The sequence below is a fragment of the Roseateles rivi genome, assembly GCF_043555845.1.
In the GTDB taxonomy this organism is placed as follows: domain Bacteria; phylum Pseudomonadota; class Gammaproteobacteria; order Burkholderiales; family Burkholderiaceae_C; genus Roseateles; species Roseateles rivi.
This window is the reverse complement of record NZ_JBIGHZ010000002.1, coordinates 494,037-514,810: the sequence shown is the minus strand read 5'-3', so window position 1 is coordinate 514,810 and position 20,774 is coordinate 494,037. Positions and strand designations below refer to the sequence as shown.

The 20,774-nt window shown below is 66.4% G+C and carries 18 protein-coding genes and 1 pseudogene; 2 read left to right on the top strand and 17 right to left on the bottom strand.

Features of this window, described 5'->3' with window-relative positions; translation table 11 throughout:
- Positions 1–112: 112 nt before the first annotated feature.
- Positions 113–2,860: a CHASE domain-containing protein gene (locus ACG0Z6_RS06360; protein ID WP_394459624.1), complete on the bottom strand. Its 2,748-nt coding sequence runs from the start codon at positions 2,858–2,860 to the stop codon at positions 113–115.
- A gap of 222 nt (positions 2,861–3,082) precedes the next feature.
- Here ACG0Z6_RS06360 and ACG0Z6_RS06355 point away from each other — a divergent pair, with 222 nt between their 5' ends.
- Entirely contained in the window at positions 3,083–3,448 is a 366-nt protein-coding gene (locus ACG0Z6_RS06355) for a response regulator transcription factor (RefSeq protein ID WP_394459622.1), read from the top strand.
- 82 nt (positions 3,449–3,530) lie between these two features.
- Here ACG0Z6_RS06355 and ACG0Z6_RS06350 read toward each other — a convergent pair whose 3' ends face one another.
- The 13 genes and pseudogenes from ACG0Z6_RS06350 to ACG0Z6_RS06295 all read right to left on the bottom strand — a co-directional run bounded on the left by ACG0Z6_RS06350 (position 3,531) and on the right by ACG0Z6_RS06295 (position 17,097).
- Positions 3,531–4,622 (bottom strand): protein-glutamate methylesterase/protein-glutamine glutaminase, encoded by a 1,092-nt coding sequence (locus tag ACG0Z6_RS06350; protein WP_394459620.1) that lies wholly within the window; start codon positions 4,620–4,622, stop codon positions 3,531–3,533.
- Positions 4,619–5,167: a chemotaxis protein CheD gene (locus tag ACG0Z6_RS06345; protein WP_394459618.1), complete on the bottom strand. Its 549-nt coding sequence runs from the start codon at positions 5,165–5,167 to the stop codon at positions 4,619–4,621. Before ACG0Z6_RS06345 ends, ACG0Z6_RS06350 begins: the two co-directional genes overlap by 4 nt.
- Positions 5,160–5,963: a CheR family methyltransferase gene (locus tag ACG0Z6_RS06340; RefSeq protein ID WP_394459616.1), complete on the bottom strand. Its 804-nt coding sequence runs from the start codon at positions 5,961–5,963 to the stop codon at positions 5,160–5,162. Before ACG0Z6_RS06340 ends, ACG0Z6_RS06345 begins: the two co-directional genes overlap by 8 nt.
- Positions 5,964–5,984: 21 nt before the next feature.
- Positions 5,985–6,494, bottom strand: coding sequence for a chemotaxis protein CheW (locus tag ACG0Z6_RS06335; protein WP_394459614.1), 510 nt, complete (start codon positions 6,492–6,494; stop codon positions 5,985–5,987).
- 22 nt (positions 6,495–6,516) lie between these two features.
- The gene (locus ACG0Z6_RS06330) at positions 6,517–8,565 is read right to left on the bottom strand and encodes a methyl-accepting chemotaxis protein (protein ID WP_394459612.1); all 2,049 of its coding nucleotides are present in this window, start codon (positions 8,563–8,565) and stop codon (positions 6,517–6,519) included.
- A 44-nt stretch (positions 8,566–8,609) separates the two neighbouring features.
- Positions 8,610–9,857: a methyl-accepting chemotaxis protein gene (locus ACG0Z6_RS16695; RefSeq protein WP_419964620.1), complete on the bottom strand. Its 1,248-nt coding sequence runs from the start codon at positions 9,855–9,857 to the stop codon at positions 8,610–8,612.
- Between the two features lie 426 nt (positions 9,858–10,283).
- Positions 10,284–10,424, bottom strand: a pseudogene (locus ACG0Z6_RS16690) (HAMP domain-containing protein); the annotation flags it as partial.
- Between the two features lie 1,083 nt (positions 10,425–11,507).
- Positions 11,508–13,712, bottom strand: coding sequence for a chemotaxis protein CheA (locus tag ACG0Z6_RS06320; RefSeq protein ID WP_394459608.1), 2,205 nt, complete (start codon positions 13,710–13,712; stop codon positions 11,508–11,510).
- A complete protein-coding gene (locus ACG0Z6_RS06315) occupies positions 13,709–14,077 on the bottom strand; it encodes an STAS domain-containing protein (RefSeq protein ID WP_394459605.1) in 369 nt (122 codons plus the stop codon). The genes ACG0Z6_RS06320 and ACG0Z6_RS06315 overlap by 4 nt, the downstream gene beginning before the upstream one ends.
- 14 nt (positions 14,078–14,091) lie before the next feature.
- On the bottom strand, positions 14,092–14,457 hold the full coding sequence (locus tag ACG0Z6_RS06310; protein ID WP_394459603.1) for a response regulator: 366 nt from the start codon (positions 14,455–14,457) through the stop codon (positions 14,092–14,094).
- A gap of 48 nt (positions 14,458–14,505) precedes the next feature.
- Positions 14,506–15,213, bottom strand: a complete 708-nt coding sequence (locus tag ACG0Z6_RS06305) for a hypothetical protein (RefSeq protein WP_394459601.1) — start codon at positions 15,211–15,213, stop codon at positions 14,506–14,508.
- A 234-nt stretch (positions 15,214–15,447) separates the two neighbouring features.
- The gene (locus ACG0Z6_RS06300) at positions 15,448–16,122 is read right to left on the bottom strand and encodes a CAAX prenyl protease-related protein (RefSeq protein ID WP_394459598.1); all 675 of its coding nucleotides are present in this window, start codon (positions 16,120–16,122) and stop codon (positions 15,448–15,450) included.
- Between the two features lie 120 nt (positions 16,123–16,242).
- Positions 16,243–17,097, bottom strand: coding sequence for a 23S rRNA (adenine(2030)-N(6))-methyltransferase RlmJ (locus ACG0Z6_RS06295; protein WP_394459596.1), 855 nt, complete (start codon positions 17,095–17,097; stop codon positions 16,243–16,245).
- An 85-nt stretch (positions 17,098–17,182) separates the two neighbouring features.
- Here ACG0Z6_RS06295 and ACG0Z6_RS06290 point away from each other — a divergent pair, with 85 nt between their 5' ends.
- Entirely contained in the window at positions 17,183–18,262 is a 1,080-nt protein-coding gene (locus ACG0Z6_RS06290; RefSeq protein ID WP_394459593.1) for an alkene reductase, read from the top strand.
- Between the two features lie 36 nt (positions 18,263–18,298).
- On the opposite strand, the gene ACG0Z6_RS06285 is transcribed toward ACG0Z6_RS06290, so the two are convergent.
- From ACG0Z6_RS06285 to ACG0Z6_RS06275, 3 genes are read right to left on the bottom strand one after another with little or no spacing between them, the layout of a single operon-like run.
- Positions 18,299–18,493 carry a hypothetical protein gene (locus tag ACG0Z6_RS06285; RefSeq protein ID WP_394459591.1) on the bottom strand — a complete coding sequence of 65 codons (195 nt, stop codon included), beginning with the start codon at positions 18,491–18,493 and terminating at the stop codon, positions 18,299–18,301.
- Positions 18,494–18,495: 2 nt separating this feature from the next.
- On the bottom strand, positions 18,496–20,370 hold the full coding sequence (feoB, locus tag ACG0Z6_RS06280) for a ferrous iron transporter B (RefSeq protein WP_394459589.1): 1,875 nt from the start codon (positions 20,368–20,370) through the stop codon (positions 18,496–18,498).
- Positions 20,367–20,660, bottom strand: coding sequence for a FeoA family protein (locus ACG0Z6_RS06275; RefSeq protein WP_394459586.1), 294 nt, complete (start codon positions 20,658–20,660; stop codon positions 20,367–20,369). The genes feoB and ACG0Z6_RS06275 overlap by 4 nt, the downstream gene beginning before the upstream one ends.
- Positions 20,661–20,774: the final 114 nt, after the last annotated feature.

The window sequence follows — 20,774 nt, the reverse complement described above, 5'->3', positions numbered from 1 at the left end:
CAGGCATTCAAGGATCAGCGCATGATCTGACACCTCACTCCAGTATGGTGGCGGCTGAAGCGGTGCAAACCCCGCGCAATTGCGCGCCCAGGCGCGCTGCGCCGCTACAAATTCACGCGGGTGATGCCAAGCGCATGGGCTGCATCACCAGCGGCAGGGTGATGTGCACCGTGGTGCCCACACCCAACTCACTCTCCAGCTGCAAGCTGCCACCGTGCAGCTCGATGATTTCTTTGACGATGCTCATGCCCAGGCCCGTGCCGGGGATGTTGCCGGACTTGTCAGCCCGGTAGAAGCGCTCGGTCACGTGCGAGAGCTGCTCGGGGCTCATGCCCAGGCCATGGTCGCGAATGGACAGGCGCACCTCGGCGCGCGAGTTGTGCGAGTAGGGCTCGATGTGCAGCTCGACAGCGCCGCCGCCGGGCGAGTACTTGTAGGCGTTGGACAGCACATTGCGTATGGCTTGCATGAGCTTGTCGCGGTCGCCGCGCAGGCGCCGGCGCTCGGCCTTGATCTCCAGCAGCGGCGGCTCGCGGTCCTGCGGCGGCTGGAAGTCCTGAATGCCTTCTTGCACCAGCTCGGCCAGGTCCAGCTCGGCCAGCACAAAGTCTTTGCCACGGCGCGCTTCGATGCGCGCCAGGTCCAGCAGCTCGTTGAGGATGCGCACCATGGCGCCGCCCTGGCGGTAGATGCGCTGCAAAAAGTCGCGCACGCGCTCAGGCGCCATCTCGCGTGTGAGCAGCAGCTCGGTAAAGCCGTAGATGCTGACCATGGGCGTGCGCAGCTCATGCGCGGCGGTGGAGAGGAACTCGCTCTTCATCTGCTCCACCACCAGCTGCTGGGTGATGTCGCGCAGGTGCAGCACCAAGCGGATGGAGGCGTCAGCCTGGCCGCGGTGCAGGCTCAGGGCCAGGGTGCGGCGCGTGGGGCGCAGGATTTCCAGCACGCGCTCGTCGCGGCCTTCCTGGCTCAGGGCCTTCAATTGCTCGGGGTTTTGCGCCATGTGCAGCAGGCGCATCCAAAGCGTCTCAACATCCAGCCCCTGCACCGTGGCACCGTTGAGCCCGGTGAGCTCTTCAAACGCCGGGCTGACGTAGAGCACGCGCTCCTGCGCGTCGAAGGACACATAGCCGTCGGGGCTGAGCGCGAAGATGGCCGCCAGCTGCTCGTTCACCTGGCGCAGCTGCTGCTGCACCATGCGCTGCTGGGTGATGTCGGTGCGCACCGCCACATAGCGCTCCACCATGCCATGCACGTCTACGAAGGGCACGATGGTGCTCTTGACCCAATAGAGGCTGCCGTCCTTGCGCCGGTTGCAGATTTGCCCCGACCAAGGCTGCCCTTGGTTGAGGCGCGCCCACACGCCGCGCCAAAACTCGGGCGGGTGGGTTTGGGAGCTGATGACGCGATGGTCCTGCCCCAACAGCTCAATTTCGGTATAGCCGCTGGTGTCGACAAAGGCCTGGTTCACAAAGGTGATGCGGCCTTTGGCATCGGCCACCGACACCAGGGCGTGCAAGTTGAGTGTGGCCAGCAGGAACTGGTTCTCGCGCTGCGCAGCGTTTTCGCGCTCCGTGCTTTGCGCCAGGTCGGCCGTGCGCCGCTCCACCAGGGCCATGGCGCGGCTGCGGCCCAGACCCAGCTGCCAGATCAACAGCGTCAAGGCCGCCGTCAGCGCCAGGCCAAAGGCCGCATTCCAGGCCGGGCGGTAGATGTCAAAGAGCCGGTCGAACTGCGGTGTGCTGTTGATGCGCAGGCTCAGCATGTGGTCACCCACAGTGAGCATCAGGTCCTGGTTTTGCAAGCCTTCGATGAGCTGCCCAGGGTTTTGCTGGTGCTGGGCATTGGAATCAAAAATCAAGCGCTCTGCCTGCACCGTGTCGCTGTCATAGAGCTCGAAATCCAGCAAGCCACCGGTCACCGCTGGCAGGTCTTTGAGCAATTCATCGACCACGATGGGCACGTAGAGCAAGCCCTCCAGGGCCGCGCGACGCTCCACTGGCGTGGCCGTGGGGTAGCCCCGGCGCGAGACCGGCAACAGCAGCAAAAAGCCCCAGCGTGATTGCTGGTCTTGCACCAACTTGATGCGCCCGCTCAGGGTCGGACGGCCACTCAGCGCTGCACGTTCGGCGGCAGCACGGCGCACGGCCTCAGCGCCAATGTCCAAGCCCCAGGCTGCGCGATTGAGGTCCAGCGGTTCGACGTACTTGATGATGTAGAGGTCTTTGTGTTCGCCGCTGGTGCGCACCGAAAAGTCGGGCGCTGCGTCGGAGCGCTCGGCATCGAGGTAATGCTCCAAGTCCTCGCGCAGCACATACTCGATGTAGCCAAAGCCGCGTATGCCCGGGAACTCAGCTGCAAGGTCGCGCGCCATGACGTAGCGGCGGAACTCCTCGCGGTCCAGATAGCCGCGCGCCATCTTGTGCGCGCGCAAGCCGTTGAGCCCGACCATGGGCCGCTCGAAGCGCTGCTTGAGTGCTTCTTGCACCACCGAGGCCTGCTGCTCAAAGCGCAGGCGCGAGGCGCTGCGCAATTGGTCGATTTGGCTGGCCAGCACCACCAGGCTCAGGCCCATGCCCACCAGCAAGACCGCCAGCGCAGCCAGGGCCGGTCCGCGCGCTCGGGTCACGTTTTGCCCAAGGCTGTGCGCCGTCCAGGCATAGGTCAGCAACACCAGCAGCAGCACCGTGGGAATGCCGTGCAAAAGCACCAACCAGAAGATGCGCGTGCCCCAGTCGCCCGTCATTTGCCGATGCACCCACCAGGCGCCCGCCTGCGCCAGCAGCAAGGCCAACACAAACAGCGGCAGCAGCCAGCGCCGCGGCGTGGTGGGGTAGCTTTGGGTGGGGTTGGTATTCATGACGTGGCCAAGGCACTGTCAGTCATGGCAGCGGCGGCGGCCACGCACCGGGCGGAGGCAGAGCTCACGGCGCAATTGCTGGGACAGCTGCACATGGAATTCATACGACTCCTGCTCCAAGTACGCCACAAATTGTTGGGTTCGACGCCCTTCTATCGGCGTGAACGCCCCTGAGTTTGATGCATGATCAGCCCCCAGGAGACAACCCTCTTGGGGAAGGCCGTGAAAAAGGTTTTGATCGTCGAGGACCAGGAAGAAATCCGTGAACTCATCCGCGTCACGCTGGAGTTCGAAGACTACGACATCAGCGAAGCGCCCAACGGGGATACCGGCTGGCTGGAGATCCAGCGCCTGCGCCCCGACCTGGTGCTCATGGATGTGATGATGCCCGGGCAGCTCGACGGTCTGGCCGTGTGCCAACGCGTCAAAGCCGACCCCTCGCTGGCGGCCACCCGCGTGGTGATGCTCACCGCTCGCGGCCAGTTGGCCAACCAAGAGGAGGGGCGGCAGGCCGGGGCGGACGAGTACCTGGTGAAGCCCTTCAGCCCCGCCGAGCTGTTGCAAGTCATCACCCGCATGCTGGCCTGAGGGCCGCTGCGCCACCGCATCGGGGGCGCAGCGAGGGCGGCGGGCGCGTAGCGCTCTGCTCATCAAGAGGCTCCTGTTAGGGTCAGCCCAAAGGCCTTGCGGCGGCTGCCAGCAAGGCGTTGGGAATGTCGTTCAGGGGCACCACTTGCTCCACAGCGCCAATCTCTGCGGCCGCCTTGGGCATGCCGTAGACCACACAGCTGGCCTCGTCCTGCCCCAGGGTGCGGGCACCGGCTTGGCGCATTTCCAGCAAACCGCGCGCGCCGTCGTCGCCCATGCCGGTGAGGATCAGCCCCACGGCATTGCGCCCCGCGCATTGCGCCACGGAGCGGAACAACACGTCCACCGAAGGCTTGTGGTGGTTGACCAAGGGCCCGTCGCGCACTTCCACCACATACCAGGCACCGCTGCGCAGCAGCTTCATGTGGCGCCCGCCGGGGGCAATGAGCACGCGCCCGGGCACGACGCGGTCGCCGTCACGGGCCTCGGCAATCTCCATGGCGCACAGGCCATCCAAGCGCGAGGCCAGGGCCTGGGTGAATTTTTCGGGCATGTGCTGCACCACCACAATGCCCGGCGCCGTGCGCGGCAGTCGCGTGAGCAGGGACTCCAGCGTCTGCACGCCGCCAGTGGAGCTGCCAATGGCGATGACGCGGTCGGTGGTCTCGGCCAACGCCCCCAGCGAGGGCAGGCCCCCGGCCATGGGCGCGGCGGCCATGGTGCGCGGTGCGGTGGCGTGGTTTTGTGCCCGCGCCAGGGAGCCCATATTGGCGCGCGCGGCGGCACGCACAGCGCTGACCAGGCCATTGGAGTCGCCGCCCAGAAAGTCGCGCAGGCCCAGCTTGGGCTTGGTGACAAAGCTCACCGCGCCCGCGGCCAGGGCCTGCAGCGTGGTTTCGCAGCCGGCCTCGGTCAGCGTGGAGCACATCACCACGGGCGTGGGGCGCTCGTTCATGATTTGGCGCAGAAAGCTCAAACCGTCCATGCGGGGCATTTCAACGTCCAGCACCACCACATCGGGCCAGTTGGCCTGCATCTTGGGCCAAGCAAAAAGCGGGTCGGCGGCGGTGATGCTGACTTCGATGCCAGCCTTTTCCAGCAGCTCGGTGAGGTGCTTGCGCACCAGGGCCGAGTCGTCCACCAGAGCCACGCGCAGCTTGGCAGGGGCATTCATAGCTTGCCTCTCTTGAGCACCGGCGCAGCAATGGTGGTGGGCTTGCCGCGCCGCACCTCCACCAGGCCGTTGCCCAGATCCATGGTGACGGTGCGCGGCACGAAGTCGCCCACATCCACCGATTCGAGCTGAAAGCCGTAGCGGTCAATCAAATCCCAGGCCATGGCGATGTTGCGCTCGCCAACGTTGAATTTGATGTTGGTTTGGTCCGGCATGGTGTCGGCGCCGCCATAGAGGTGGCAGACATAGTCCTGCGTGCGCGTGCCGCTGCGCATCAGGGCCTGGGCCATGAGCTCCAGGGCCTCTTCGCCGTAGCGCGCATCCAAGCTGCCCGCCGCACGCGCCGGACGCGAGGGGAGCAGGTAGTGGCACATGCCGCCAATCTTGCGCCGGGGGTGCCACAGCGTGACCGCCACGCAAGAGCCCAGCAAGGTGGAGAGTTTGACCTCTTGCCCCACATGCCATTGCCCTGGCATGAGGTTGAGCACCTGGCCCTTGGGCGGCGGCGGCGCGGGCAGTGATGTGGAATGGACGGGCTTATGCATGTTGGTACACCGCGTTCTCGACCATCTTCAAAGGCAGGTTCAAAGAGGTCAATGATTCGGCATGCCCGATATAGAGCACGCCGTCTTGCTTGAGCTTGGTCAGCACGCGCCGCACGATGTCCATCTTGGCGGGCGGATCGAAATAGATCAGCACATTGCGCAGAAAGATGACATCAAACTGCGGCAGGTCGCTGGGCAGATCGCGCATGAGGTTGGCGGCGCGGAAGTTCACGCGCTGGCGCAGCTCGCGCTTGACCAGCAGCTGGCCCTCGTAGGGGCCCTCGCCGCGCAGGCAAAAGCGCTTGAGGTAGCCCGCAGGCAGGCGGCTGCCGCGGTCCACCGGGTACATGCCATGCTGGGCTGTGCGCACCACGCTGGTGGAGAGGTCGGTGCCGTGGATGCGCCAGGGGCTGGTGGGGCGGCGGTCGGCCATGAGCATGGCCACGCTGTAGGCTTCCTCGCCGGTGGAGCTGGCCGCACTCCAGACCTGCAAGTCCTGCTGCGGGTGCATGCGTTCCATGCGCCGTGTCAGGTCCTCATAGTGCTGGGGCTCGCGAAAGAAATAGGTTTCGTTGGTGGTGAGGCGGTCGATCACGGTGACGAGCACACGCTCGTCAAAGTCACGGCGCACCACGCGCTGGATGAAGACGTTGATGTCGTCCTCGCCGCATTCCTGCGCGAGTTTCTGCAAGCGCCCTTCGACCAAGGCTCGCTTGTTGTCGGCCAGGCGTATGCCCGAGACTTTCTCGAAGAACTCGGTCACCGCGACAAAGGCCTGATTGCTGAGCTGACTCATGGTGCTGTGGGCTTTTGAGGTTCAGGCCGGCTCGCCGATGAGGCGGGTCAGCAGTGCGGGAGACAAGACCTGGTCCAGGCTGAGCAGCGCCGCATAGCGCTGCTGCAGATTGACCATGCCAGCGATGAACTCCGCCGGAATGGGCAGGCCCAGTTGCGGCACGGGTTCGATGTGGCGCGTGTCCACCTCCAGCACCTCGTACACGGCGTCTACCAAGACGCCGGTGATGAGTTTGTCGTGCTCCTCGTCGCCCTTGACTTCCACCACCACGATGGCGGTGCGCTTGCTGGTGGCTATGGGCCCCAGGCCCATGCGGTGGCCGACGTCGATGACGGGCACCACGGCACCGCGCAGATTCATCACCCCGGCAATAAAGCCAGGGCTTTGCGGCAGCGGTGTGAGGCGCACGAGCTCCAGAATTTCGCGCACGGCGTCGATGGGCACGAGCATGGCTTCGTGCGCCACAGACAGGCGCAGGAGCTGGCGCGTGGCGCCAGGCGGGGAGGATTGATGCAGGTCAGCGGGTTCCATGGTGTGGGCTCCTGGCCATGCTTCAGAAAGGTTTGAAATAGGACTCGTCCGGAGCGCCCTCAGCGGCCGGGCTGCGCCGTGGCGCAGGGCTGGCTGTGTGGGGGCTGCTGGGTCGAGGCGGCGTGGGGCTGGTGGGGCGGTTGGCGCTGATGGGCCCACTCGCCCGTGGTGCGCTGGCCGCTGTGCCCGCCGCGCGCGCGGGGCTGTGGCCCTCAGGGGCTCGCGCACCATGCGCTTGCCCGAGCTTGAAGTAGCCCATAAGGTTTTGCAGCTCGGTGGCCTGGGCCGAGAGCTCCTCAGCCGTGGCCGAGAGCTCCTCCGACGCACTGGCCGTCTGCTGCGTGATGTTGGAGAGGTGGTTCATGGCCGTGGTGATCTGCGCCACCCCCTGGGACTGCTCCCCACTGGAGGCCGAGATCTCCTGCACCAGCTCGCTGGTCTTTTGGATGGAGGGCACGATGCTGGAGAGCAGCTGCCCGGCGCTTTCTGCCATTTGCACGCTGCTGGTGGCCAGGGTGCCGATTTCCTGGGCCGCGATCTGGCTGCGCTCGGCGAGCTTGCGAACCTCGGCAGCAACCACCGCAAAGCCCTTGCCATGCTCACCGGCGCGGGCGGCCTCGATGGCCGCATTGAGCGCCAGCAGATTGGTCTGGTAGGCAATGTCGTCAATGATGGAAATCTTGGTGGCAATGGACTTCATCGCACCGACGGTCTGGCTGACCGCCTGGCCGCCCTGCATGGCTTCTTGCGCAGCGCGGGTGGCCATGCCGTCAGTGACATTGGCGTTGTCAGCGTTTTGCTTCACGCTGCCCCCCATTTCCTGCAGGTTGGCCGTCGTTTCCTCGACGCTGCTGGCCTGCTGGGAGGCGGAGTGGGAGAGGGACTGCGCAGTCTGGGAGACCTGGACGGAGGCGCTGGAGAGCTGGTTGGCGGCGCCATGAACGTCCGTGAGGATCGCGGCCAGCTTCTCGCAACTGCTGTTGGCGTCGCGTTTGATCTGATCGAACACGCCCTGATAGTCCTGCGTGATGCGCTGGGCCAGATCGCCCGCAGCGAGGGCACTGAAGATGCGTCCGACATCGTCAAACATGCCCGCGGTGGTTTCCATGAGCGCGTTCACGCCGGCGCACAACTGCTCGATCGGTCCGCTCTTGCCCTGCAGCGGAATGCGTTGCGACAGGTCACCCTTTTGGGCTGCAGATGTGGCCTGCTGGGTTTGCTCCACGGCCTCGCGCAGCATGAGGTTGGCCTTGGTTTCGGCCGTGATGTCGGTGGCGTACTTGACGACCTTGAAGGGGCGTCCCGCCATGTTGAAGATGGGGTTGTAGCTGGCCTGGATCCAGACTTCGCGGCCTCCCTTGCCAATGCGCTTGTATTGCCCGGCATCGAAGTCGCCACGGCCCAGCTTTTCCCAAAACTGGCGGTATTCGGGGCTGCCCACCTGGCCGGGCTCCACGAATATGCTGTGGTGGCGCCCCTTGATCTCCTCCAGGGTGTAGCCCAGGGTTGCCAGGAAATTCTGGTTAGCGCTGAGAATGGTGCCATCCATGGCGAACTCAATGACCGCCTGCGACTTGTTCACGGCACTGAGTTGACCTTCCTGATCGGCGGCCTTGAGCTTGGCGGCGGTGATGTCGGTGGCGAACTTGACCACCTTGCTGGGCTTGCCGTCTGGCCCCAAGACCAGGTTGTAGCTGGCCTGTATCCAGATCTCCTTGCCCCCCTTGGCGATGCGTTGGTACTGACCCGCGTCGATTTCGCCACGGGCCAGGCGTGGCCAAAATTGGCTGTACTCGGCGGTGTTGGCAAAGTCTGGGGCCACAAACATGCGGTGGTGGCGCCCCCTGATCTCGTCCAGGCTGTAGCCCAATGCAGAGAGAAAGGTCTCGTTGGCAGTCAGGATGGTGCCGTCCAGATCGAACTCGATGATGGCCTGGGAGCGGCCGACTGCATCGAAGATGGCTTGCAGTTCATCGGCACGCGCCTGGGCGTCTTGTGCCTGCGCCAAGGCACGGCGAAGGGCGCTGCCGCCCAGCAGCCGAGCAAGCCAGGATGGAGAAGGCCGGGTCATGTTGTGAGTCCTTGCGCTGTTGTCAGGAAGGTAAAGGGCCGATGTCAGTGGCGAGCGCCGCCTGAGGCCAGCTTGAAGTAGCCCATGAGGTTTTGCAGCTCGGTGGCCTGGGCCGAGAGCTCCTCGGCCGTGGCCGAGAGTTCCTCCGACGCGCTGGCCGTCTGCTGCGTGATGTTGGAGAGGTGGTTCATGGCCGTGGTGATTTGCGCCACCCCCTGCGACTGCTCCCCGCTGGCGGCCGAGATCTCCTGCACCAGCTCGCTGGTCTTTTGGATCGACGGCACCATCGAGTTCAGCAAGCCCCCGGCTTTCTCCGCCAGTTCCACGCTGGAGCCCGCCAGGTTGCCAATCTCCTGCGCCGCCACCTGGCTGCGCTCGGCCAGCTTGCGAACTTCCGCCGCCACCACCGCAAAGCCCTTGCCGTGCTCGCCCGCACGCGCCGCTTCAATCGCCGCGTTCAACGCCAGCAGGTTGGTCTGATAGGCAATGTCGTCAATGATGGAGATCTTGGTCGCAATCTGCTTCATCGCGTCCACCGTCTGACCCACCGCACGCCCACCTTCCAGCGCCTCTTGCGAGGCCCGTGTGGCCATGCCGTCCGTCACGTTGGCGCTGTCAGCGTTTTGCTTCACGCTGGAGGCCATCTCTTGCAGCGAGGCGGTGGTTTCTTCCACGCTGGCCGCTTGCTGGCTGGCCGCATGCGAGAGGCTTTGCGAGGTCTGCGACACCTGGCCCGAGGCGCTGGAGAGTTGGTCTGCGGCCGTGCGCACCTGGCTGATGGTGCCCGACACCGTTTCGATCAGGCCGTTGAACTTCTCGCCCAGCATGCGGAAGAAGGGCTCCTTGCCTTCGAGCACCAGGCGCTGCGAGAAGTCGCCCTGCCCGGCTCCGTCCACCACGTTGGAGAGCTCTTGCTCTGCGGCCACTTCGGCCGTGCGGTCCTTCCACTCCACCACCGTGCCCAGGCGCTGCCCGGCCGCGTCGTGGATGGGGTTGGCCGCCAGCGAGAAGGTCAGCGTGCCCACCTTGATTTGCGTGCGGTGCTCGTCGCGCAGCGAGCCCAGCAGATTGCGCTGGTGCGCGGGGTTGCGGTGGAAGGTGTCGATGCTCGTGCCCATCAGGCGCCGCGCGTCAAACTGCGGCAGCACGCGGCGCAGCTCGGCCTCGTTGCGTTGCATCATGGCCTGCACCGAGTGGTTCATGTACACGATGGTGCCGTCGGCGTCGGCCATCATGACGTTGGTCGAGCACACGTCCAGCGCCTGCTTGATGCGTGCGTTCTCCGCTGCCATCTGCTGCTCGCGCTCGCGCGCCGCCAGCTCGGCCGTCACGTCCTTCCACTCCACCACCGTGCCCAGGCGTTGGCGCGCATCGTCCAGCACGGGGTTGGCAATGAGATCAAAGGTCAGCCCGGCGACCTGGATGCGGGCCTTGTGTTCACCGCTGAGGTTGGCCAGCAGATTGCGCTGGTGCGCGGGGTTTTTGTGGAAGACGTCGATGGTTTGCCCCACCAAACGGTCGGCATCGAAGCTGGGCAAGGCCTTGCGCAGCTCAAGCTGGTTGCCCTTGAGCATGGCCAGCACGGAGTGGTTGAGGTAGGTGATGATGCCGTTGCCGTCGGCCACCATGACGTTGGTGGAGCAGCGGTCCAGCGCCTGTTTGACGCGGTTGGATTCGACGAGCTGGCGCTGGTCGCGCTCATTGCGCTCGCGCAAGTCCGTCTGCATGCGCGCCATGGTCTTGAGCAGGGTGGCCGCTTCGTCGTTGCCGCTGCAATCCAGCGTGGCGTCAAGATTGCCCGCGGCCACCGATTCGGCCGCACGCACGGCTGCCGTGATGGGGTTGACCAGGGAGCGCATGATGGCCACACCCAGCGCCAGGGCCGCAGCCGTCAGGCCCAGCACCAGGGCCAGCAAGGTGTTGCGCAGGCGGGTCAAACGCGCGACGCGGTCTTCCACCACCTCGTGCAACTCAGCCACGGCCGTGTCCAGCAGCTTGTACTGCGTCTCCAAGGCTTGCAGCCCGCTGCTGCGCAGGACGTCAGCCTTGGGGGCTTTGCCCGCCAGCAGCTCGTCTTGCACGATTTGGGTGAACTTGCCGGTTTCGCTGCGCACGCTGCTCAACAAGGGGTTGAGCTTGGCGCCGTGCTGGGCATGGGCATCCACCACCAGCTCGACTTGGTCGACAGCGCGCTGCAGCCGGTCTTGTGTGTCGGCCAGCAGTGCCGGCAAGGACGCGCGATCGGCCTCCGCCGAGGGGCGCTGGTCCAGCACATTGAGCGCACGCAGGCGCAGCTGCTGGACGTTCTCGGCCAGGCGCGGCAGGGTGTCCGAGGACAGCATCATCAGGTAGTAGCCGTTGGCTTCGGGGTCCAGCGTCAGGCCTGAGGCGTCGGTGATTTGCCGAATCAGCATCTGCGAGTAGCGCATCAGCTGCGCGTGACCGGCACGGTCAGCCGCCAAGTCCAAACGGTGCTCCTCCAGGCCCTGCGCCAGGCGGTCGAGCTCGGTGCGGAACTGGCCCACGCTGCCCTGGGCTTTGGTGTAGTCGCTGCCACGCAGCGGTGCTTCCAGCTCAACGAGCTTGGCGCGGATGATTTTGAGCTGGTTGTGGCGCTCCTCACGACGCGTGGCATCGCCCTGAAGCTCCTCCAGCGAGGCCGCGCGGTGGGTGCGCAGCGCTTGTTGCATGGCCAGCGCGGGGGTCAGGGCGTCCATGCCCTGGTCCTCGCCGTGGGCGATGTTGAGTTCCTTCTGTTGGGATTGGATCAACAGCGCGGTGGGGACAGTGCCCAGCACCAGGCCGATGAGGCCCAGGATGCCGAACTTCTGCCAAAGCTTGATGTTGCGCAGCATGCTCATGAAAACTCCCTGATTCAACGTGCGTTCAATTCCATGGGTGCGGGGCCTAGACCCCGCGGGCGTGTTTGCGGTGGGGCAGTGCTAACTGGTGTTGCGTTTGGGCTCGGTATGGACGGCCGTGCCGATGAGCCCGACGACATCCAGCACCAGGGCCACATCGCCCGAGCCCAGGATGGTTGAACCGGCCAGGGCCTTGAGGTGTTGAAAGATGTTGGACAGCGGCTTGATGACGGTTTGGTGCTCGCCCAGCAGCCGGTCGACGATCAGACCCACACGGCCGCCGCCCGAGCGCACCACCACCACGCTGCGGCGGCGTTCGGGGTCGCGAGGCAGGCTGTAGAAGGCGCCCAGGTCCAACCAGGGCAACACTTCGCCACGCAGGTTGAAGGTGCCGCTGATGCGCTCACTGCTGTCCTCATGGCATTCGTTGGGCAGGTCGATGCACTCCGACACCATGGCCAGGGGCAGCACGTAGTGCACGCCACCGACCAGGGTGAGAAAGCCGTCAATCATGGCCAGCGTCAGCGGCAGGCGGATTTGCGTGAGCGTGCCGCGCCCCGGTGTGCTGGACAGGGCGATGGTGCCGCGCATGGCTTCGATATTGCGCTTGACCACGTCCATGCCCACGCCACGGCCGGAGATGTCGGTGACTTGCTCGGCGGTGGAGAAGCCGGGCAGGAAGATGAGCTGCCAGACCTCGTGGTCGCTGAGGATTTGATCGGGCAGGATGAGCCCACGCTCGGTGGCCTTGGCGATGATGCGCTCGCGCGAGAGGCCGCGCCCGTCGTCGCTGACCTCGATGACGATGGCGCCCGCCTCGTGATAGGCGTGCAGGGCCAGCTGACCGCTGCGCGGTTTGCCCGCGGCCAGGCGTTGCTCGGGCGACTCCAGCCCATGGTCCATGCTGTTGCGCACCAGGTGCATGAGCGGGTCGGCAATGCCGTCCACCATGGACTTGTCCAGCTCCGTGTCGCCGCCGCTGACCACCAGCTCGACCTCTTTGCCCAGCTGCTTGGTCATGTCGCGCACCACGCGCTGATAGCGGCCAAAGGTCTCGCCAATGGGCACCATGCGCAGCGCCAGGGCACCGTCGCGGGTTTCCTGCACCAGGTCCATGACGCGGGTGGCCGCTTCCATCATGAGCGTGCTTTGCTCTTGATGCGCGGCCATTTGCGCGCCCGAACCGGCAATCACCAGCTCGCCGATGAGGTCGATGAGGCGGTCGAGCTTGTCGGCGCGCACGCGCACAAAGCGCGTTTCGTCGCCGCCGCGTCGGTCGCGCCCGCCCTGACGGCGCTCGGGTTCGGCGGCGCGGCGCTCACCGCCCGCAGCGGCAGCCGCGGCGGGTTCGGCGCGGCGCTCCACCGCAGGCAAGGCAGGGGCCTCGCCCGGCTCGGTGCCGGGCGCTGCTTCTTCGCGGGTCAGCAGCTGCACACCCTGGGCTTGCCACACGGCCAGCAGCTGTTGGCGCGCCGCCGGGTCTTTGCCGCAGCGGTGCTCCAGCAGCGCGTGGTAGTCGGCAGCGCTGGCGCTGGGTGGCAGCAAACGCACGTCGCTGTCGTCAGCCGCGAATTCGAAGACTGACAGGATGCGCTCGCGGTCGGCCTCGGTTTTGAGGCGCACCTCAAAGCCCAGGTAGCAGTGCTCGGCATCGAGCTGCTCCAGCGTGGGCACGCTCTCGGCGAGCATGCGCATGTGCTGCAGCTCGGCAAAGGAGGAGAGGTAGCGCAGGAAGGCCAGCGGGTCCAGACCGTTGCGCAGCGCATCGCCCATGAAGCGCAGCGAGAGCTGCCAGGGCTGCTCGCTATCGGCGGCGGCGGTGGGTTCGGCCGCCTCGGGTGCTGCAGCGCTGGGCTGGGCAGGCGGCGGTGCGGCTTTGCCCATGAGGGCGCGCAGGCGCTCTGCCAGGCGCTCGCTGGAGGCTTGCACGGCGGGCGTGGGCGGGGTGTTGCCCAGGTCGTCGAGCAGGCGTTCGATTTGGTCGCGGCTCTCGAACAGCGCGGCGGCCACGTCGTCGTCCAGTGCACGTTTGCCCGAGCGCAGGGCTTCGAGCAGGGTTTCGGCCTCGTGCGTGAAGCTCACCACCGTGTCAAAGCCAAACAGGCCGGCTGTGCCTTTGATGGTGTGCGCGGCACGGAAGGCGGCGTTGAGGCTTTCGCTGTCCTGCGGGTCGCCTTCGAGCACCAGCAGGGCTTGCTCGAACTGCTGCAGGTTCTCGCGCGCTTCGTCGATAAAGCCCGCACGTGCGGTGGCCAGTATCTCGGCGTCGTCGTCATGTTGGCTCATGAGCCATGCTCCTCAGGCGCGACCAGGGGGCGCAGTTGTTCGTCCAGCCCGTACAGCGTGAGCGCCATCACCAGGCCAAAGCTGGGGTGCAGCAGCTGCAGCTGCTGGCCGCGCTCGTGCAGGGCGCGGCGCAGCGACAGCAGCAGCTGGATGCCGGTGCTGTCGACCTCCTCCACACCGGAGAGCTCCAGCACCATGGTGCTTTCGGTGCTGGGCAACTCGCCGCAGCGCTGCATGAGCTTTTCGTGCAGCGCTGCGGCGTTGGGGATGGTCCAGGACGCACCCAGGCCCTCGGCCAGCGCTTCGGTGTCGGGGGGAAGTTCGGCCACGCCCTCGGGCGTGCCGCTGTCTGTGTTGTAGTCCATGACAGGCTCCGGGCTCACACGCACAGCCGGTTGACGGCGTCCACCAGCTGCGAGGGCAGGAAGGGTTTGGTGATCCAGGCCTTGCATCCGGCCTGCCGCCCCTCTTCCTTCTTGGCCTCTTGCGACTCCGTGGTGAGCATGATCACGGGCGTGAACTTGTGCGCTGGCATGCCCTTGATGTGGCGCAGAAAGGTCAGCCCGTCCATATTGGGCATGTTCACGTCGCAGACGATGAGGTTGACCTTGTTGGTCTCCAACTTGGTCAGGGCCTCGCGCCCATCACCGGCCTCAACAACGGAGAAGCCTGCTTTTTGCAAAGCCAGTTTCACAACGGTTCTAAAGCTGCCGGAGTCGTCGACGACCAATATGGATTTGCTCATAGTGACCTCAAAAAAGACTTGGAATGTGGGGCGTGGATCGAAATAGGGTCAGGTGTTGGCGTGAGGCGATGCACCGGCACTGAGACGGTGGTACTTGCGCTGCTCTTCCGTCGTGTAGCGGGCCTCAAGCGCCTGCAACCAACCATTCACGTGCTCTGCAGTGGCTTCGGAAAAATCCGCCTGTTGCTGAAGAAAGCTTTGCTGGTCTTGCTGCAAAACGTCCACCATTTGGTTGAGACGGTCCATGAACTGCAGGCCCACCAGCGCTTGTTCGCCGTGCTCGCCCCATTCCTGGCAAACGCGCTGCAGGGCTTGGGGGTCAGGCTGTGCTTGGTCCTGCAGCAGCTGCTGCAACTCGCATTGCAGCTGGTGCATGGCGGCGATGTGCATGAGCAAGTCGTCGCCGTTGGGGCGCAACACATCGCAAAAGGCTTGGAGCTGTCCATGCCACACCGGCAGCAGGGCTTGGGCCATGCGGCCCACCCCGGCCAGGGGGTCGTGAACAGGGGGCGGGGGTGCAGCGGGCGCTGGCACGGTTTCGGCCAGGGCGCTGGGCGGCACCGGGGCGCCGGGTTCGCGCAACACGGTGAGCGTGGCGGCCACCGCCAGAGCCAGAACCACGGCACCGGCAAAAGCCCCCTGCGCCAGCAACAGCAGCAGCAGGCCCAGCCACGCCGCCTTGATGTACCAAGGCAAGCCCTGGGGCGGCGGCGGTGTGCGTTCTTCCCTGGCGGACGGGTTGTCCGTATCTTTCATGCACTGCCTTTCCTGGGCAGCACGTGCAACTGGGCGCGTCTGTGCCGACGCGTCGCTCAGTGCCCTGGTACTGCCTTGGTGCCCGCAGCTTCAACAGCGGCTTTGGGCTTCAGTGCAATTTAGTCAATACGGGGTCAGGCGTAAGCAGTGGAATGGCGGCCTATCGCCTGCCATATCGCCTTGGGCGTGGAGTCCTCACGATTTGACCCCAACACGCGGCGGCGCGCTGGCCGCTCACCAGAACTGCCACTGGCGGGTGTAGACCACCCACGCACCCAAAACGCCGTTGGTGACGGCATGCGCCAGCACCGCCGTCCACAAGGAGCCGGTGTAGCGGTACAGCAGCGCATAGGCCAGGCCCGCCACGATGGCGGCCAGCCACAGGGTGTGCGCCAGCATGAAGAGCAAGGTGCTGATGAGCACCGCACGCAGGCCCACCTGGGTGGCGGGCAAGGTGCTGAAGTCGGGCTGCTGCACCCAGCGCATCAGGAAGCCGCGCCAAAACAGCTCTTCCATGACCGGCACCAGCAGGGCCGCCCCCACCCAGCGCATGGCAATCTGGCCCCAGAGCAGCTCGCCCTCAGGCCCCACCGGCACAAAGCTGGCGCTGGGCTGGCCCAGCTGCATCCAGGGCTGGTCCAGGTGGATCCACAACACCATCACGCCCAAGCCCACGGCCACGCTCAAGAGCAGGTCGCGCAGGCGCGGCCAGTGGGCACGCGCCAGCTCCTCATAGTGGCGCCATTGCAGCGCTAGCGCGGCGCCCACCACCAGCACGCCCAGGGCGTAGATCCAGCGCCCGTCCAGGCCCAGCCAGCCTTGCTGCGGCCACTGCCCGCGCAGCGCCAAAAACCCCATGAACAAGGCAAATGGCAGGCTTCGGGCCCAGGCCGCGGGTGACAACGCCATGGCGCTTCCTCTCTCAGCAGGTGGTTGTGTGTCTCACTGTGTGCGGGACGCAGCCTAAGCCCGGCGCCGCGGGCAGCCCATGCGGGGAGTCCCGCAGCCCCCCAGCGCCCAGGGGGGGACTCAGCCCGGCAGCTGCTCCAGCAGGTAGCTGGCGTCGTCCACCTGGCCCAGGCGGTCCACCAGGGTGGGCAGACATTGCAGCAGCTGGTCGTGCAGCTTGAAGGGCGGGTTGACCACAAACATGCCGCTGCCCAGCATGCCAAAGCCCTTGGCGTCGGCGTGCTCCACGCTCAGGCGCACATGCAGCCAGCCCTTTTTGGCCGAGGCCTCGGCCACGGACTTGAGCCGCTGCACCAGCTGGGCCGATTCCAAAAGCTGCAGCTGCGGGTACCAGATGGCCACCGTGCCCTCGGCAAAGCGCTGCATGGCTTCGCGCAGCGCACCCACCACCTTGGCGTAATCGGCCTTGATTTCATAGGGCGGGTCGATCAGCACCACGGCGCGGCGGCTGGGCGGCGGCAGCTCGGCGCGCAGCGCGCCAAAGCCATCGGCGCCGCTGACCTGGGTGTTGGGCCGGTCGGCCAGATAGGCCTCAAGAATGCGCAGCTCCGTGGGGTGCAGCTCGTAGCAGCGCAGCCGGTCGGTGCTGCGCATGAGCTGGCGTGCCACAGCGGGCGAGCCGGGGTATTGGTTGAGGCGCCCGCCTTGGTTGAAGCCGCGCACCAGCTCCACATAGTGAGCCAGGGGTTCGGGCAGTTGCGCCTGGTCGTACAGCGCGGAGATGCCGCCTTTGTACTCGGCGTTTTTCTGGGCGTAACGGCCATCCAGGGCATAGCCCCCGGCGCCAGCGTGGGTGTCCACCAGGGTGTAGGGCTTGTCCTTCTCGTTCATGTAGCGAAGGATTTCGGCCAGCACCAGGTGTTTGAGCACGTCGGCGTGGTTGCCGGCGTGAAAAGCGTGTCGGTAAGCAAGCATGGGCCGCACTGTAGCGCGCAGCCGCAGCAGCTTGGGCGCTGCGCCGCTATGCTGGACGCTTCTGCTCAACCGTTACACCCCTGCCATGGCCCATTTGTTTGACCCGCTGACCCTGGGCGAGATCGCCCTGCCCAACCGCATCGTCATGGCACCGCTGACGCGCTGCCGCGCTCCCGGCCAGCTCGCCACGCCCTTGATGGCGCAGTACTACGCCCAGCGCGCCAGCGCGGGCCTGCTCATCAGCGAAGGCACGCAAATCAGCCCCCAAGGCCAGGGCTATGTCGACACCCCGGGCCTCTACAGCGCCGAACAAGTGACTGCCTGGCGCCAAGTGACCGAGGCCGTGCACGCCCAGGGCGGGCGCATCGTGGCCCAGCTCTGGCATGTGGGGCGCATCTCCCACACCGACTTCCAGCCCGGCGGCGGCGCGCCCATCTCCTCCACCGCGCGTGCTGCCAATGGCAAAACCTATACCGCGCGTGGTTTTGAGCCCCTGTCCGCACCGCGCGCCCTGAGCGAGGCGGAGATTCCCGAGGTCATCGCCCAATACGTGCATGCCGCACGCTGCGCCATGGACGCGGGCTTTGACGGCGTGGAAGCCCACGGCGCCAACGGCTATTTGATCGAGCAATTCCTGCGCGCCAGCATCAACGACCGCCAGGACGGCTACGGCGGCAGTGTGGCCGCGCGCTGCCGCTTTGCCGTGGAGCTGATGCAAGCCCTGTGCACAGCCATCGGCCACGGCCGCGTGGGCCTGCGCCTCTCGCCCGTCTCCAGCGTCAACGACGCCGGCGCCGACAGCGACGCCCAAGCCCTGTACGAGCACCTGGCCGACCAGCTCGCCCCGCTGCGCCTGGCCTTTGTGCACCTGGTGGAAGGCGTCACCGGCGGCCCGCGCGAAGCCAGCACCGCCTTCGACTACCAAGCCCTGCGCCAGCGCCTGGGCTGCCCCACCATTGCCAACAACGGCTACACCCGCGAGCTGGCCATGAACGCCGTGAGCGAGGGCCGCACCGATGCCGTGGCCTTTGGCCGCGCCTTCATTGCCAACCCCGACCTGGTGCGCCGCCTGCGCCTCAACGCCGCGCTGAACGCTCCCGACCCGAAAACCTTCTACGGCGGCGCCGAAGCGGGCTACACGGACTACCCGGCGCTGGATGCCTGAGGCCTGCGCCCTCGCCCGCGCTCGGTGTGGCGCGCCTCAGCGCGGCCCGCAGCCGGGCTTGGGGGCGCTGGCGCAGCCCTGGCAGCCCGCACAGCCGCTGCGGCTGGGCGTGGCAGCGGCTGGCGCACCGAGGCGCCCGCGCAGCCAGCGCCGCGCGGCCTGGGGCATGAGCTGCCAGAGGGCCGCGAGCGCGCACACCAGCACCAAGCCGTAAGCGATCACGGTCTGCATATTCAGCCTCCCAGCCACAGCGCCACGCGGTAGGTGACGAACGCCGCGGCATAGGCCAGCGCAAAGAGGTAGGCCAGCATGATGAACACGTAGCGCCAGGCGTTGGTTTCGCGGCGCACCACGGCCAGGGTGCTGAGGCACTGCGGCGCAAACACAAACCAGGCCAGCAGCGCATAGGCCGTGGCCGCAGACCAGCTCTGCGCCAGCACAGGCATGAGCTGATCGGCCGCGCTGTCTTTGGCGGCGGACAGGGCGTAGACGGTGCCCAAGGCGCTCACCGCCACCTCGCGCGCGGCCATGCCGGGAATCAGCGAAATGGCAATCTGCCAGTTGAAGCCAATGGGCGCCACCAGGGGCTGCAAGGCCTCGCCCAGGCGGCCGGCCAGGCTCAGGCGTATGGCCTGCTCGGCCGTGGCGCCCTCAGGGGGCACGGGCCAGCTGGAGAGAAACCACAGCACCACGGTGAGCGTGAAGATGATGGTGCCCACGCGGCGCAGAAAGATCACCGCGCGCTCCTTGAGCCCAATGAGGATGTTGCGCGGCTGGGGCATGCGGTAGGGCGGCAGCTCCAGCATCAGGGGCTGGTAGCCGCTCTTGTGCCAGACGCGTTTGAGCACCCAGGCCACAGCCATGGCGCTCAACACGCCCGCGGCGTAGAGGCCAAACAGCGTCAGCCCGCGCAGGCTCAGCGGCCCGATCTGGCGCTCGGGAATGAAGGCGCCGATGAGCAGCGCATACACCGGCAGGCGTGCCGAGCAGGTCATCAGCGGCGCCACCATGATGGTGGCCAAGCGGTCGCGCCAGTTGCTGATGGTGCGCGCGGCCATGATGCCCGGAATGGCGCAGGCAAAGCTCGACAGCAAGGGAATGAAGGCGCGGCCCGACAGGCCCACGCGGCCCATCAGGTTGTCCAGCAAAAACGCCGCGCGCGGCAGGTAGCCCGACTCCTCCAGCACCAGGATGAAGAAGAAGAGGATGAGGATTTGCGGCAGAAACACCAGCACCGCACCGCAGCCCGCCACCACGCCGTCCACCAAGAGGCTGCGCAGCGGCCCCTCGGCCATGTGCGCGGCCAGGCCCTGCCCCAGCGCGCCCACGGCGCCCTCGATCAGTTCCTTGGGCCACTCCGACCAGGCAAACACCGCCTGGAAGACCACGAACAACACCGCCGCCAGAATGGCCAAGCCCCACACCGGGTGCATGACCCAGCGGTCCAGGCCCGGCTGAAAACGCTTGAGCGCCAATGTGGCGGGCGCCACCTCAGCCAGGATGCTGCGCACCTGCGCCAGCAGCACGCTGGGCGAAGCCAGCACCACCGCACCGCGCGGCAGCGGCTCGGGCAGGGGCTGCGCCAGCTGCTGCTCCAAGCGGGCCAGCAAGTCGGCATGCCCGTGGCGCTCCACCGCCACGGTGGGCACCACGGCGCAACCCAGGCGCGCCGCGAGTTTTTGCACATCGATGTGCAGGCCGCGCGCCCGCGCCTCGTCCATCATGTTCAAGGCCACCACCAGGGGGTGGCCGCGCTGCTGGAGCTCCAGCACCAGGCGCAGGCCCATGCGCAGATTGGTGGCATCCACCACCGCCACGATCAGCCCCGGCACGGCCTCGCCGCTGCGCCGGCCCTCGATCACCTCCACGGTGACTTGCTCATCGGCCGTGCGCGGCTGCAGGCTGTAGGTGCCGGGCAGGTCCAGCACTTGCACGCGCTGGCCATTGCCCAGCCGCGCCCAGCCCTGTTTGCGCTCCACGGTGACACCCGCGTAATTGGCCACTTTCTGGCGCGAACCCGTGAGCAGATTGAACAGCGCGGACTTGCCGCAGTTGGGGTTGCCCACCAGGGCGATGGGCGCCACAGCGCCCGTGGCAAGGGGTTTCATCGCGCGCAGACTTCCGTACCCATGCCCACTTGCACGCAGCGCGCCTCCAGCAGGCGCAGCGCAAACATGGTGTCGCCCACGCGCACCGCCAGGGGCTCACGCCCACCCGGGCCGCGCTGCACCACCTCCACCGATTCACCGGGCAAAAAGCCCAGTTCCTCCAGCCGCGCCACCACGCTGGGCTCACTGGCATGGGCAACGAGCTGCACCACGGTGGCCGGGGTGCCAAGACCCAAGTCAGAGAGCGCCATGAACGCGCCACGCGGCGCTGGGTGTGCGTGCTGGGTCACGGGAATAGGCCTGGCTACTGCAAGCGCATGCAAACCGGTGCACGCCGCTTCAAATGAGAATGAGTCGTGATAATAGTCGATCCCCAACAAGCCCCGAGCCCCTCACCCTCAAAA